The organism is Pseudomonas sp. IPO3778 (assembly GCF_013386825.1).
GTDB lineage: Bacteria > Pseudomonadota > Gammaproteobacteria > Pseudomonadales > Pseudomonadaceae > Aquipseudomonas.
In genome coordinates this window covers 101,940-114,709 of the sequence record NZ_JACARC010000047.1, presented here as the reverse complement: position 1 = coordinate 114,709, position 12,770 = coordinate 101,940, and the positions used below count along the sequence as shown (strand labels likewise).

12 protein-coding genes are annotated in these 12,770 nt (G+C 60.0%); 5 read left to right on the top strand and 7 right to left on the bottom strand.

Going from position 1 to position 12,770, the window contains the following annotated elements:
• Positions 1 to 64 precede the first annotated feature (64 nt).
• Positions 65 to 787 carry a response regulator transcription factor gene (locus HX855_RS25240; RefSeq protein ID WP_177084428.1) on the bottom strand — a complete coding sequence of 241 codons (723 nt, stop codon included), beginning with the start codon at positions 785 to 787 and terminating at the stop codon, positions 65 to 67.
• 173 nt (positions 788 to 960) lie between these two features.
• On the opposite strand from HX855_RS25240, the gene HX855_RS25235 reads away from it, so the two are divergent.
• From HX855_RS25235 to HX855_RS25225, 3 genes are all read left to right on the top strand, one after another.
• Positions 961 to 1,212 carry a hypothetical protein gene (locus HX855_RS25235; protein WP_177084429.1) on the top strand — a complete coding sequence of 84 codons (252 nt, stop codon included), beginning with the start codon at positions 961 to 963 and terminating at the stop codon, positions 1,210 to 1,212.
• Between the two features lie 267 nt (positions 1,213 to 1,479).
• The gene (locus HX855_RS25230) at positions 1,480 to 2,475 is read left to right on the top strand and encodes a FecR domain-containing protein (protein ID WP_256352969.1); all 996 of its coding nucleotides are present in this window, start codon (positions 1,480 to 1,482) and stop codon (positions 2,473 to 2,475) included.
• Between the two features lie 18 nt (positions 2,476 to 2,493).
• Complete coding sequence (locus tag HX855_RS25225) at positions 2,494 to 4,785, top strand: CHASE2 domain-containing protein (RefSeq protein WP_177084430.1); 2,292 nt, start codon at positions 2,494 to 2,496, stop codon at positions 4,783 to 4,785.
• 180 nt (positions 4,786 to 4,965) lie between these two features.
• Here HX855_RS25225 and HX855_RS25220 read toward each other — a convergent pair whose 3' ends face one another.
• From HX855_RS25220 to glyQ, 4 genes are all read right to left on the bottom strand, one after another.
• Positions 4,966 to 5,736: a 1-acyl-sn-glycerol-3-phosphate acyltransferase gene (locus HX855_RS25220; protein WP_177084431.1), complete on the bottom strand. Its 771-nt coding sequence runs from the start codon at positions 5,734 to 5,736 to the stop codon at positions 4,966 to 4,968.
• Positions 5,737 to 5,820: 84 nt separating this feature from the next.
• Entirely contained in the window at positions 5,821 to 6,357 is a 537-nt protein-coding gene (gmhB, locus tag HX855_RS25215; protein ID WP_167664612.1) for a D-glycero-beta-D-manno-heptose 1,7-bisphosphate 7-phosphatase, read from the bottom strand.
• 2 nt (positions 6,358 to 6,359) lie between these two features.
• Complete coding sequence (glyS, locus tag HX855_RS25210) at positions 6,360 to 8,414, bottom strand: glycine--tRNA ligase subunit beta (RefSeq protein ID WP_177084432.1); 2,055 nt, start codon at positions 8,412 to 8,414, stop codon at positions 6,360 to 6,362.
• Positions 8,411 to 9,364: a glycine--tRNA ligase subunit alpha gene (gene glyQ, locus HX855_RS25205; protein WP_003213601.1), complete on the bottom strand. Its 954-nt coding sequence runs from the start codon at positions 9,362 to 9,364 to the stop codon at positions 8,411 to 8,413. The genes glyS and glyQ overlap by 4 nt, the downstream gene beginning before the upstream one ends.
• Positions 9,365 to 9,445: 81 nt before the next feature.
• Here glyQ and HX855_RS25200 point away from each other — a divergent pair, with 81 nt between their 5' ends.
• Together HX855_RS25200 and HX855_RS25195 are read left to right on the top strand one after the other, a co-directional pair.
• Positions 9,446 to 10,003: a DNA-3-methyladenine glycosylase I gene (locus HX855_RS25200; protein WP_177084434.1), complete on the top strand. Its 558-nt coding sequence runs from the start codon at positions 9,446 to 9,448 to the stop codon at positions 10,001 to 10,003.
• A 40-nt stretch (positions 10,004 to 10,043) separates the two neighbouring features.
• Complete coding sequence (locus HX855_RS25195) at positions 10,044 to 10,931, top strand: lysophospholipid acyltransferase (RefSeq protein WP_177084435.1); 888 nt, start codon at positions 10,044 to 10,046, stop codon at positions 10,929 to 10,931.
• A gap of 127 nt (positions 10,932 to 11,058) precedes the next feature.
• Here the strand turns inward: HX855_RS25195 and HX855_RS25190 are convergent, their stop codons facing one another.
• Together HX855_RS25190 and trkA are read right to left on the bottom strand one after the other, a co-directional pair.
• A complete protein-coding gene (locus HX855_RS25190) occupies positions 11,059 to 11,370 on the bottom strand; it encodes a hypothetical protein (RefSeq protein ID WP_177084437.1) in 312 nt (103 codons plus the stop codon).
• An 18-nt stretch (positions 11,371 to 11,388) separates the two neighbouring features.
• Positions 11,389 to 12,762, bottom strand: a complete 1,374-nt coding sequence (trkA, locus tag HX855_RS25185; RefSeq protein WP_003213611.1) for a Trk system potassium transporter TrkA — start codon at positions 12,760 to 12,762, stop codon at positions 11,389 to 11,391.
• Positions 12,763 to 12,770: the final 8 nt, after the last annotated feature.

Here is a 12,770-nt window from a genome sequence, read left to right as displayed (position 1 = left end):
TCCGTGATGAACCTTTTTTATTGGGTGGAATACGGGGTTTTATAAATGCTCCACGTGGAACATCTCAATCTTCAGAGGCTGTTGTCACACTCTCCAACCGATACCCATACCCGTAGATAGTCAGCAATTGCCAACCCCGATCCGCCGTCAGCCCCAGCTTATTCCGCAGCCGGTAGATATGCGTATCCAGCGGCCGTGACGACACCATTTCTTCATGGGACCAGAACCGCTCGTACAGATATTCCCGAGACAGCGGACGTGCCAGGTTTTCGAACAGGCACCGAGCCAAACGGTATTCACGCTCTGTCAGGCTGATGGGGCTGCCAGCCCTACTCACCGTGAGTTCGGCATCATCGAACGTCAGGTCGTTGAACGTCAGCACTTCACTGGCCGCGGACTTTTGCAGTCCGTGACGGCGCAGCACAGCATTGACCCGTGCCTTCAGCTCGTTGGGACGAAACGGTTTGCTGACGTAATCATCCGCCCCACTGTTCAACGCCTGGACGATGTCGCTCTCGGCATCGCGGCTGGTGAGCATGATGGCGGCGGGCGGTGCGTCCATGTGCTCGCGGGTCCAGCGCAGCAATGCAAGGCCACTGAGGTCGGGCAGTTGCCAGTCAAGTATCAACAGGTCAAAGGTCTCTCGGCGCAGTTGGCGCAGCAGGTCTTCTCCACGCTCGAAGCAGTGCAGAGTCCATGGCTGATCCGCAGCGGTGGGGATTTGTCGCAGTGTCTGTTCCACCCGCTGCAGTTCAGCAGGCTCGTCATCCAGTATTGCGACACGCATGGCAGGGTCCTTTCTTATTGAAGAATTCGAGCAGTGAATCTGAACAATTATGGCCAGATTCTCAGGCCCTCTGAATCTCTCGGTACGCTGATATCAAATGGCCGTAAGCCTTTGCAAATCGTCGATACCCACGCTGGGAAGATACCGGCTCGTGACCTTCAGGAAAAGGATCAATGGCAATCTGGTTTTATGCTGTTTCGAGACGTGTGAGCGTTCTGGAGAAGGTCAATGTATGGGGGCGACTGGTATTGGTGATCATGGCGGCGACCCTGGGAACGGAAACGGTGGGCGCATCCAAACCGGTAACGCCTACGCCGTTCGATGAGCGTCAAACCTTGAGTGAGCCCGGTAACGGCATGGGCTTCGCCAGCTCACCGTTTCAGCAACTGAGCGAACAACATCAGACCCAGCGATGGGTATTTTAAGTGCCGTCAAATCTGAACAAATGTTGCGAATTGATCCGATGCACCTATGTTGTAGGTAAATTCGCAGTCACTGGATGACACATGGATTGGAGCGAGGGAATGGCTCCGACACAAGGACGTGTCATCTTCCGCATTGGATTCCATACCCCAGACATTTCGGCTATCGACTGCGATACCTCATCGAGTATGGTAGACGGTACTCAGGTCTTCCCGCTGCAAGACGCTTTCTGAAAGTGCTTCTGATGACCCATTAGAACTAGAATCTTGATGAGCGCCATGACCTTTTTTCCCTGCCGATTCCGCGTTGCCGCTTCTACCCTGCTGGGTTCCGGTTTGATCGTTACGCTTGGCGTAGTGAGTCTGCCGGCCTTCGCACGTCCTGCCCCTCCCCGTGCACCCTACATCGACGACAACCAAATGTGCCGCGCACAGCCTCTGCCGGCGGTGGTACAGCACCTGACAGGCGAGGCCTGGAAACTGGATGCCAAAGGCGTCTCCAGCGCCTTGGAGGAAGGCATGGTCATCGATGAACAAGAAAGCGTGAAGACCTCACCGGCTGCATTTGTCAGCCTGTTGCTGGGGGACGGTTCGCGCATCGTCTTGCCGTCCAGCTCCCAGGTTCGACTGCATCTGGTCGAGGAACAATCTATCCCTCAGGTCATTCTTGAACAGGGTCAGGTGGAGGCGTACGTAATCAAGCGCGCCAGTGACTATGACCGTTTCCAGATCATGACCCCGGTGGGCGTACTCGGTGTACGCGGTACGCATTTTCGTGTGCGCAATGATGGCGAACAATCGCTGGTGGAAGTGCTTAACGGGCAAGTGGCGGTCAATCGCGATGATGCCCCGCCTGCCCAGAGACCCATCAAGAAGAAGCCCATTACCGGGCCGGTGGCCGGAGAGATAAAGGTCGACGCGCGACAGGGCTTGGCATTCAAGAAACAAGGCGAGCTCAAACCGGTGGAACTGCTTGATGCCCCACGTTTGGTCGGCCAGGATGGCCAGAAGGGCGATGCGCCGGTGTGGACGCTGTTCCTGCGGCCGTTGGCCGGTGCCCAGCGTTACAGGGCCCAGGTCGCGACCGATAAGGAGTTTCTGAACATCAAGCAGGAAAACTTCTCCGACACGCCACAAATGAGCTTCACTGGGCTGAAAGCATCGTTCTATCACGTTCGCTTGTCGGCCTATGACGAACACGGGCTGGAGGGAGAAACCGGGGTCTATGACATCTTCTACTACCCGCCCGCGACGCGTGTGCAGTAGCGCTTCGGAAGCGCGCCGGTGAGGCTGTGGCACAGGGCCGAAAAGCGCCAGCCGACTCAAGCACAACGGCTGTTCAATGGCCTTGTGCGCGAATGGCTTTGGGTCAGCCTGGTGCTGTTACCCATCACCGCATTCCTGTCCCTGAGCCCGGGCCTTGCCCTCAACAACCTGTTGTATGACAGCCTTCGCCAGTTGGCGCCGTTGCAGGTTGATCCACGCATCCTGTTGGTAAACATCGACGACCGAAGCCTGAAGGAACTCGGGCAATGGCCGTGGTCACGGCGTGTACATGCCGACCTGCTTGATCGGCTGAGCGCTGCCAAGCCTGCGGCCATTCTGTTTGATGTGATCTTCAGTGAACCGGCCCGGGAGCCGGCCAATGACCTGCGCCTGGCTGAGGCCATGTGCAACGCCGGCACCGTTCTATTGCCCTTGATTCGTGAAGGTACGCCCCGGTACGGCCAACCGGTGGCGCAAATCCTGCCGGTGCTGCCCCTGCGTGATTGCGCCCGTGGCGTCGGTCATATCAACGTTGAAGCAGACAGTGACGGTATCGTTCGAAGCCTGTATTTGCGAGAAGGCCCCTCAGGGAACATGAGGCCACAATTGGCCTGGTTGGCGTTTGAACTGAGCGGCCAGCAATCCGTGATGCCGGGTGCGCTCGGCCCGTCGGACAGTGCCAGCTGGCAGCGGGAAAATGCCATTCGAATTCCTTTCATCGCCAGCCAGGCCGGCTTTCCCGCTGTGCCGTATATCAGTGTATTACGCGGTGAGGTACCCCCCGAGCTGCTGCGCGACCGTTTGATCCTGATCGGAGCGACTGCGCCGGGCATGGGCGACCGGTACGTCACGCCGTTATCAGCCAGTGTTGGAACCACACCTGGGGTGGAGATCCAGGCAAATATCCTCAATGGTTTGCTGCAAGGGCGGAGCATCGTCGACCTGCCGGCGTGGATGGCGACGCTGCTGGCCCTCGCGATGGTCGCGTTGCTATTGGGTTTGCTGCTGTTTCGCCCGCGTTATGCGCTGTGGCTGACCCTCGGCTGCATGAGCGCTGCGCTTCTCGGTTCGTGGGGCCTGTTGCGCCTGGGCCACTGGTGGTCACCCGCGGCATGCCTGATCGGCATGCTGCTCAGTTACCTGATCTGGAACTGGCGGCGTCTGAGCGTGATCCTGGCCTACTTCGGCTGGGAACTGGCACGCCTGGACAACGAACCCAAAGTGCTGCCGGAGCGCCGTCGCGCGCCCGCCAGCCAGGGTGATGTATTGCAGGGGCGGATTTTCGCCCTGGAACAAGCGGTCAGCCGTACCCGGGACACGCGACGCTTTATGGCCGATGGCCTGGAATGTTTGCCGGTAGCGACCTTGATTACCGACCCCAAGGGCGACGTGCTGCTGGCCAACCGGATTGCCCGTGATGTGTTCGGCAACGAATTGGTGGCTGAAAACCTGCTGGAGCAGCTCGCTGCATTGGGTTATCCACCGCTGCAGGACGGCGTTCGCCCTGCCCTGTCGGCGCTGGAGATCGTCGAGTTTCGCGACCTCTTGAACCGCAGCCTGCGCCTTGACCTGGCCCCCCTGCTGCCTGCGGACGGTGATGTAGCCCTGGGTTGGCTGCTGAGCCTCACCGACCTGAGCATTGAGCGTGATGCCCAGCAGCAGCGGGAAACCCTGCTGCGCTTCCTGTCCCATGACTTGCGTGCGCCGCATTCGGCGATCCTGGCCCTGTTGGATGTCCAGGACTCCGCCGCACCTATATTTGCGCAGATCGAACAACAAGTCCGTCGTGCCTTGAACCTGACTGAATCATTCGTGCAGTTGGCGAAAGCCGAATCCGATGGCTACCAATTCCAGCCCAGCCTGTTCGCTATGTTGGTGCTCGACGCATTTGATCAAGTCGCGGTGCTCGCCCAGTTGAAAGGCGTCCATCTGCTCCATGAGATGAACGAAGACGGCGAGGAGATGATCTGGGCGGATCAATCACTGCTGACCCGAGCCTTGTTCAATCTTTTGGAGAATGCGGTCAAATACAGCGCCTCAGGTACCACCGTAACGTTAAGTCTGACCAGCACCGAGGCGTGGTTGGAATGCCGCATCAGCGACCAGGGCCGAGGAATCGCCCCGCAGGACCTGCCCGAACTCTTTGGCCAATACCGGCGCTTCGCCTCGGCTCAGGGCAGCGAAGGATTGGGATTGGGGTTGACCATGGTCAAGGCCGTCGTGGATCGCCACGGCGGGCGGATTAGCTGTGAAAGTGCGGTGGATAAGGGCACCACGTTCATCCTTCAACTGCCGATATGGAGCGAGTGAACCGGTGCTTTTTACCTGTGCATAAAAAACCGGTCTCAAGGACCGGTTTTTTAATTCGGAAAAAACTTATGCACCTTTTCCGCTGTTTTATGAGTTTGAGAAATATGTAATTAAATCAGCAGCCTATAAGCTAAAAAGTGCAATTCGCCAACAAACCGTACACAGGTTATCCACAGAAACTCAAATCACCGGCGTGTCGACCACGACCGGCTCCGGCGGCAGCGAACCCATGGCCCGTTGTTGCGCTTCATTCCAGGCCTGGGCACGGTCGTTCAGCGCTGCAATGGCGCGCGGGCCTTCGCCCTCGGCGTACATCGGTTCGCCAATGATCACGGTGATGGTGCCTTCACGCTTGGCCCAGCCCGTCTTTGGCCAGAATTTGCCGGCGTTGTGGGCAATCGGCAGCACCGGCAGGCCGGCGTTCACCGCCAGCGCCGTACCTCCGCGTGAGAACTTGCCCACAGTGCCGTAGGGCACCCGGGTACCTTCCGGGAAGATCAGCACCCAAACGCCATCCTTGAGCAGCTCGTCGCCCCTCTTCGCCACATGCTTGAGCGCCGCCTTGGGGTTGTCGCGGTCAATGGCAATCGGCCGCAGCATGGCCATGGCCCAGCCGAAGAACGGCACGTACAGCAGCTCACGCTTAAGCACCTGGCTAAGCGGCGAGAAGTACGCAGACAGGAAGAAGGTTTCCCAGGTGCTCTGGTGGTTCGACAGAATCACGCACGGCTGATCCGGGACGTTTTCGGCGCCCTTGATCTCGAAACGAATGTTCAGGAATACCTTGGTCAACCACAACGCGCAGTTGCACCAAAAGACGTTGATGAAACGATAGCGCGCCTTGAACGGCAGAAAAGGCGCGATAAAAAAGCTCAGGGTGCACCAGAGGAAAGAACTGGTGCCCAGCAGCAGGTAAAAGAAGAAGGTTCTGATGGCCTGCAAAATCGACATGGCGGCATTTACCGTTGCGGGACAACGCCCGCCTGTTAAAAGCGCGCTCCCGAACAGTCCTTGGTCAGGAAGTCAGAAGGGCTGCTAGTTGTTGATAAGTTCTGCGGCAACCGCCGCCAGATCGTCAAAAATCAAGGTGCCTACCGGCAGGGTTTTAGCCTGGGTCTTTTCGCCTTTCCCGGTTTTTACCAAAACTGGCTGAGAGTCGACGGCTTTGGCGGCTTCCAGGTCACCGAGGCTGTCCCCGACAAACCATAGCCCAGCCAATGGCACGTTGTAATGTTCAGCAATAGTTTTAAGCATACCCGGTTTGGGCTTGCGACAATCGCAGCCTTCATCCGGGCCGTGGGGGCAATACACCACCAGCCCTACTTCACCGCCCTGCTCGGCCACCAGCATGCGCAGGCGCGCGTGCATGGCGTCGAGGGTGGCGATGTCGTAGTAGCCGCGGGCGATGCCGGACTGGTTGGTGGCGATCGCCACCGTCCAGCCCGCTTTGCTCAACTGCGCGATGGCCTCGATCGAGCCGGGCAGTGGAATCCATTCCGCCACCGATTTGATGTAAGCGTCGGAGTCGTAATTGATCACCCCGTCCCGGTCGAGAATCAGCAGTTTCAACATGGTCAGCTCAGGGTCGAAATGTCAGCGATGTTGACGAACAAGCCACGCAGACGCGCCAGCATGGCGTAGCGGTTTTTCCGCACACCCGCGTCTTCGGCATTGATCATCACCGCTTCGAAGAACGCATCCACCGGCTCACGCAAGGTGGCCAGGCGCGCCAGGGCTTCGGCGTAGTTGCGTTCGGCGATCAGCGGCTTCACGGCATTCTCTGCCTTGGCGATGGCCGAGTTCAGCGAGAACTCCTTGGCATCGGCAAACAGGCCCGGGTCGACTTCGGCATTGCCGAGGTTGTCGGCCTTGCTCAACAGGTTCGACACACGCTTGTTCACGGCGGCCAGGGCATCGGCTTCCGGCAACTTGCGGAAGGCTTGTACGGCCTGCACGCGTTGGTCGAAGTCCAGCGCCGAACCCGGTTGCAGGGCACGCACCGACAGGTACACCGACACGTCCACACCTTCGTCTTCGTAACGGGCACGCAGGCGGTCGAACACGAATTCCAGCACTTGTTCGGCCAGGCCGGCTTGCTTGACCTTGGCACCGAACTGGCCGACAGCGAACACCACGGCCTGGGTCAGGTCGAGGTCGAGCTTCTTGTCGATCAGGATGCGCAGCACGCCCAGTGCCGCACGGCGCAGGGCATACGGGTCTTTGCTGCCGGTAGGCAACATGCCGATACCGAAGATACCGACGAGGGTATCCAGCTTGTCCGCGATGGCCACGGCCGCACCGGTGAGGGTGGTCGGCAGCTCGGCGCCAGCACCGCGCGGCATGTACTGCTCGTTCAGCGCCAGGGCGACGTCTTGCGGCTCGCCATCATTGAGGGCGTAGTAGTAACCGGCAACGCCTTGCATCTCCGGGAACTCGCCGACCATCTCGGTGGCCAGGTCGCACTTGGACAGCAGGCCGGCACGCGCAGCCCAGGCCGCATCGCCACCAATGCGCGGCGCGATGTACGCCGCCAGCTTGGAAACCCGCACAGCCTTGTCGTAGACGCTGCCCAGCTTCTCCTGGAACACCACGTTCTGCAGGCGCAGGTTGAAGTCTTCCAGCTTCTGCTTCTTGTCTTGTTTGAAGAAGAACTCGGCGTCGGTCAGGCGCGGGCGAACGACTTTTTCGTTACCGGCGATGATCTGCTGCGGGTCCTTGCTTTCGATGTTGGCTACGGTGATGAAACGCGGCAGCAACTTGCCGTCCACGTCCAGCAGGCAGAAATACTTCTGGTTGTCCTGCATGGTGGTGATCAGCGCTTCCTGCGGCACGTCGAGGAAGCGTTCCTCGAACGAGCACACCAGCGGCACTGGCCACTCGACCAGAGCGGTCACTTCGTCGAGCAGGCTTGGCGGCACAATGGCGGTGCCTTCCTGCAGGCGGGCCAGCTCTTCGGTGCGCTTGCTGATCAGCTCGCGACGCTCGTTGGCGTCGGCCAGCACATAGGCAGCGCGCAGGTCGTTGAGGTAGTTGGCGGGCGACGTGATGCGTACGGCTTCCGGGTGATGGAAGCGGTGACCACGGGAGTCACGGCCGGCTTTCTGGGCGAGGATGGTGCAGTCGATGACCTGGTCACCGAGCAGCATCACCAGCCACTGGGTCGGACGCACGAACTCTTCCTTGCGAGCACCCCAGCGCATGCGCTTGGGGATCGGCAGGTCGTTCAGGGAATCTTCGACAATGGTTGGCAACAGGCTGGCAGTCGGCTTGCCGGTGATCACCTGGCTGAAACGCAGTTTCGGGCCGCTCTGGTCGATCTCGCTCAGCTCGACGCCACACTTCTTGGCGAAACCAAGGGCGGCTTGAGTCGGGTTGCCTTCGGCATCGAAGGCAGCCTGGCGTGGCGGGCCGTCGAGGTTGATGCTGCGGTCCGGCTGCTGGGTTTCCAGTGCGGTGAGCAACACAGCCAGGCGGCGCGGCGCGGCGTAGACCTTCTTTGCGGCGAACTTCAGGCCAGCGGTCTGCAGGCCCTTTTCGATACCGGCCAGGAACGCATCGGCCAGGGTGTTCAGTGCCTTGGGTGGCAGCTCTTCGGTGCCCAGTTCAACCAGGAAATCTTGAGCACTCATTGTGCAGCCTCCAGCTTAGCCAACACTTCATCACGCAGGTCCGGGGTTGCCATCGGGAAGCCCAGCTTGGCGCGAGCCAACAGGTAGGCTTGGGCGACGGAACGCGCCAGGGTGCGTACACGCAGGATGTATTGCTGGCGCGCGGTCACCGAGATGGCGCGGCGGGCGTCCAGCAGGTTGAAGGTGTGGGATGCCTTCAACACCATTTCATAGCTCGGCAACGGCAGCGGCTGATCCAGTTCGATCAGGCGCTTGGCTTCGCTTTCATAGAAGTCGAACAGTTCGAACAGCTTCTCGACGTTGGCGTGTTCGAAGTTGTAGGTCGACTGCTCCACTTCGTTCTGGTGGAACACATCGCCATAGGTGACCTTGCCGAACGGGCCGTCAGCCCACACCAGGTCGTAGACCGAGTCCACGCCTTGCAGGTACATGGCCAGGCGCTCGAGACCGTAGGTGATCTCGCCGGTCACCGGGTAGCACTCGATGCCGCCGGCTTGCTGGAAGTACGTGAACTGCGTCACTTCCATGCCGTTGAGCCAGACTTCCCAGCCCAGGCCCCAGGCGCCGAGGGTAGGCGATTCCCAGTTGTCTTCGACGAAACGGATGTCGTGGACCAGCGGGTCCAGGCCGACGTGTTTCAGCGAGCCGAGGTACAGCTCCTGGAAGTTGTCCGGGTTCGGCTTCAGTACCACCTGGAACTGGTAGTAGTGCTGCAGGCGGTTCGGGTTTTCGCCGTAGCGGCCGTCAGTCGGGCGACGACTGGGCTGCACATAAGCGGCGTTCCAGGTTTCCGGGCCGATGGCCCGCAGGAAGGTAGCGGTGTGGAAAGTGCCGGCGCCTACTTCCATATCGTAGGGCTGAAGTACCACACAACCTTGCTCGGCCCAGTATTGCTGGAGGGCGAGGATCAAGTCTTGGAAGGTACGCACGGCTGGCGTAGGCTGGCTCACGAAATTCACCTGTTACTTGGGCTGCGATTTAAAGAGCGGGAGTATACCCGATTCGGCCGCGCCACCATCCCCTGGAGCCTTATGCCACGCTGCTTTTGGTGTTCTGAAGATCCGCTGTACATGGCTTATCACGATCAGGAGTGGGGAACGCCGCTGCGCGATGCGCAGGGACTGTTCGAGTTGCTTTTGCTCGAAGGGTTCCAGGCAGGCCTGTCCTGGATCACCGTTTTACGCAAACGCGAGCATTATCGAAAGGTCTTGTTCGGTTTTGATGCCCAGCGTTTGGCGCGGCTGAGCGATGCGGAGATCGACGCGCTGATGCTCGATCCGGGCATCGTGCGTAACCGCCTGAAACTCAATGCCACCCGGCGTAATGCGGCTGCCTGGCTGGCGCTGGAGGATCCGGTAGGGTGGCTCTGGTCGTTTATTGGCGGTGTGCCCAAGGTCAATCATTTCAAGGATCGCAGCCAGGTCCCGGCGATTACGCCCGAAGCCGAAGCCATGAGCAAAGCCCTGAAAAAGGCCGGCTTCACGTTCGTCGGGCCGACCATCTGCTACGCGTTCATGCAGGCCTCGGGCATGGTCATGGACCACACTCAGGACTGCGACCGTTACGCGGAGCTGGCCAACGCCGGTTAGAATGGCGGCTTTGCGCACCACACACGATCAGGAGTGACCTGTGGAAAAGTTTAAAGGCGCCTTGCTGGTAGGCGCTCTTCGGTTGTTTGCCCTGCTGCCTTGGCGCGCGGTGCAAGCGGTCGGTTCGGCAATTGGCTGGCTCATGTGGAAAACCCCCAACCGGTCCCGCGAGACGGTGCGGATCAACCTGTCCAAATGCTTCCCGGACATGGACCCGGCCGAGCGCGAGCGCCTGGTGGGCCAGAGCCTCAAGGACATCGGCAAGTCCCTGACCGAAAGTGCCTGCGCCTGGATCTGGCCGGCCCAGCGTTCCATCGACCTGGTACGCGAAGTCGAAGGCCTGGAAGTGCTGCACGAAGCCCTGGCCTCGGGCAAAGGCGTAGTGGGCATCACCAGCCACCTGGGCAACTGGGAAGTGTTGAACCACTTCTATTGCAGCCAGTGCAAACCGATCATTTTCTACCGCCCGCCCAAGCTCAAGGCGGTGGATGACTTGCTGCGCAAACAGCGGGTGCAATTGGGCAACCGTGTGGCGGCGTCCACCAAGGAAGGCATTCTTAGTGTGATCAAGGAAGTGCGCAAAGGTGGCCAGGTGGGGATTCCTGCCGACCCGGAGCCAGCGGAATCCGCCGGGATCTTCGTGCCGTTTTTCGCCACCCAGGCGCTGACCAGCAAGTTCGTGCCGAACATGTTGGCGGGGCACAAGGCGGTCGGGGTGTTCCTGCATGCGTTGAGGCTGCCGGATGGTTCGGGCTACAAAGTGATTCTGGAAGCCGCACCGGAAGACATGTACAGCACCGACACCGCGACGTCCTGTGCGGCGATGAGCAAGGTGGTGGAGCGGTATGTGGCCGCTTACCCGAGCCAGTACATGTGGAGCATGAAGCGCTTCAAGAAACGCCCGCCGGGTGAGGCGCGGTGGTACTGACCGGCCGATCTACAGGCCACTGAAGATCTAATGTGGGAGCTGGCTTGCCTGCGATGCAGGCAACTCGGTCTTTCAGTCACACTGAGGTGATGCTATCGCAGGCAAGCCAGCTCCCACAGGGGGCGCGTCAGGCTTGGCGGTCGAGCTTCTTCAGGAATACGGTCATCTCTTTTTCGGCCTGTTTGTCGCCGTGGGCCTGGGCCGCTTCTATACCTTTTTCCCAGGCCAACCGTGCCGCAGCGCTGTCACCCAACCCCACCTGCGCCTTGCCCAACAGCTTCCACGCCGCCGAATACTTCGGATCGAACTCGACGCATTTCTGCAAATGCTCGGCCGCCCTGGCATTGTCCTTCAAGTCCAGATAACCCTTGCCCAAGCCAAACCGCAGCAGCGAGTTATCCACACCCTTGGCGAGCATTTTTTCCAGGGACTCAAGCATACCGGTCACTCCGTTCAATCAGAAAAAGCTCAGCCCCACGTGGAACAACTTCTCCACATCGCGGATATGTTTTTTATCCACAAGGAACAAAATCACATGGTCGCCGGTGGCGATCACCGTGTCGTCGTGGGCGATGATCACTTCTTCATCGCGAATGATCGCGCCAATGGTGGTGCCCGGCGGCAGGCCAATGTCGCGGATGGCCTTGCCAATCACCTTGCTCGACTTCGAGTCACCATGGGCAATCGCCTCGATGGCTTCCGCCGCACCCCGGCGTAACGAGTGCACGCTGACGATATCGCCGCGCCGCACGTGGGCCAGTAACGTGCCGATGGTCGCCAGTTGCGGGCTGATGGCGATGTCGATATCGCCGCCCTGGATCAGGTCGACGTAGGCCGGATTGTTGATGATGGTCATCACCTTCTTCGCCCCCAACCGTTTGGCCAGCAACGACGACATGATGTTGGCTTCGTCATCGTTGGTCAGGGCCAGGAAGATGTCGGCATCGGCGATGTTTTCTTCCAGCAGCAGGTCGCGGTCCGAGGCGCTGCCTTGCAGCACCACAGTGCTGTCGAGGGTGTCGGACAAGTACCGGCAGCGTGCCGGATTCATCTCGATGATCTTCACCTGATAGCGACTTTCGATGGCCTCGGCCAAGCGCTCGCCGATCTGCCCGCCGCCAGCGATGACGATACGTTTGTAGGTTTCGTCGAGCCGGCGCATTTCACTCATCACCGCGCGAATGTTCGCTTTGGCGGCGATGAAAAATACCTCATCGTCAGCCTCGATCACCGTATCGCCCTGGGGCAAAATCGGCCGGTCGCGACGGAAGATCGCCGCCACCCGCGTCTCGACGTTGGGCATGTGCTCGCGCAGCTGGCGCAGTTGCTGGCCCACCAACGGCCCGCCGTAGTAGGCCTTGACCGCCACCAGTTGCGCCTTGCCTTCGGCAAAGTCGATCACCTGCAAGGCGCCCGGGTGTTCAATCAGGCGCTTGATGTAGTGGGTGACCACTTGTTCCGGGCTGATCAGCACGTCCACCGGGATCGCGTCGTTGTCGAACAGCCCGGCGCGGGTCAGGTAAGCCGCCTCACGCACCCGGGCGATTTTGGTCGGGGTGTGGAACAGGGTATGGGCGACCTGGCAGGCGACCATGTTGGTCTCGTCACTGTTGGTGACCGCCACCAGCATGTCGGCATCGTCGGCGCCGGCCTGGCGCAGCACCGTAGGAAACGAGGCACGGCCTTGTACGGTACGGATATCCAGGCGGTCGCCCAAATCCCGCAGGCGCTCCGCGTCGGTGTCGACCACGGTGATGTCGTTGGCTTCGCTGGCCAAATGCTCGGCCAGCGTACCGCCCACCTGCCCTGCGCCGAGGATGATGATTTTCATCCGGTCAC

What these genes read in the sequence shown, in the direction of transcription:
- HX855_RS25240 (WP_177084428.1), bottom strand. Translation starts at nt 787, where the DNA reads ATGCGTGTCGCAATACTGGATGACGAGCCTGCTGAACTGCAGCGGGTG.
- HX855_RS25235 (WP_177084429.1), top strand. Translation starts at nt 961, where the DNA reads ATGGCAATCTGGTTTTATGCTGTTTCGAGACGTGTGAGCGTTCTGGAG.
- HX855_RS25230 (WP_256352969.1), top strand. Translation starts at nt 1,480, where the DNA reads ATGAGCGCCATGACCTTTTTTCCCTGCCGATTCCGCGTTGCCGCTTCT.
- HX855_RS25220 (WP_177084431.1), bottom strand. Translation starts at nt 5,736, where the DNA reads ATGTCGATTTTGCAGGCCATCAGAACCTTCTTCTTTTACCTGCTGCTG.
- gmhB (WP_167664612.1), bottom strand. Translation starts at nt 6,357, where the DNA reads ATGTTGAAACTGCTGATTCTCGACCGGGACGGGGTGATCAATTACGAC.
- glyS (WP_177084432.1), bottom strand. Translation starts at nt 8,414, where the DNA reads ATGAGTGCTCAAGATTTCCTGGTTGAACTGGGCACCGAAGAGCTGCCA.
- HX855_RS25200 (WP_177084434.1), top strand. Translation starts at nt 9,446, where the DNA reads ATGCCACGCTGCTTTTGGTGTTCTGAAGATCCGCTGTACATGGCTTAT.
- HX855_RS25190 (WP_177084437.1), bottom strand. Translation starts at nt 11,370, where the DNA reads ATGCTTGAGTCCCTGGAAAAAATGCTCGCCAAGGGTGTGGATAACTCG.
- trkA (WP_003213611.1), bottom strand. Translation starts at nt 12,762, where the DNA reads ATGAAAATCATCATCCTCGGCGCAGGGCAGGTGGGCGGTACGCTGGCC.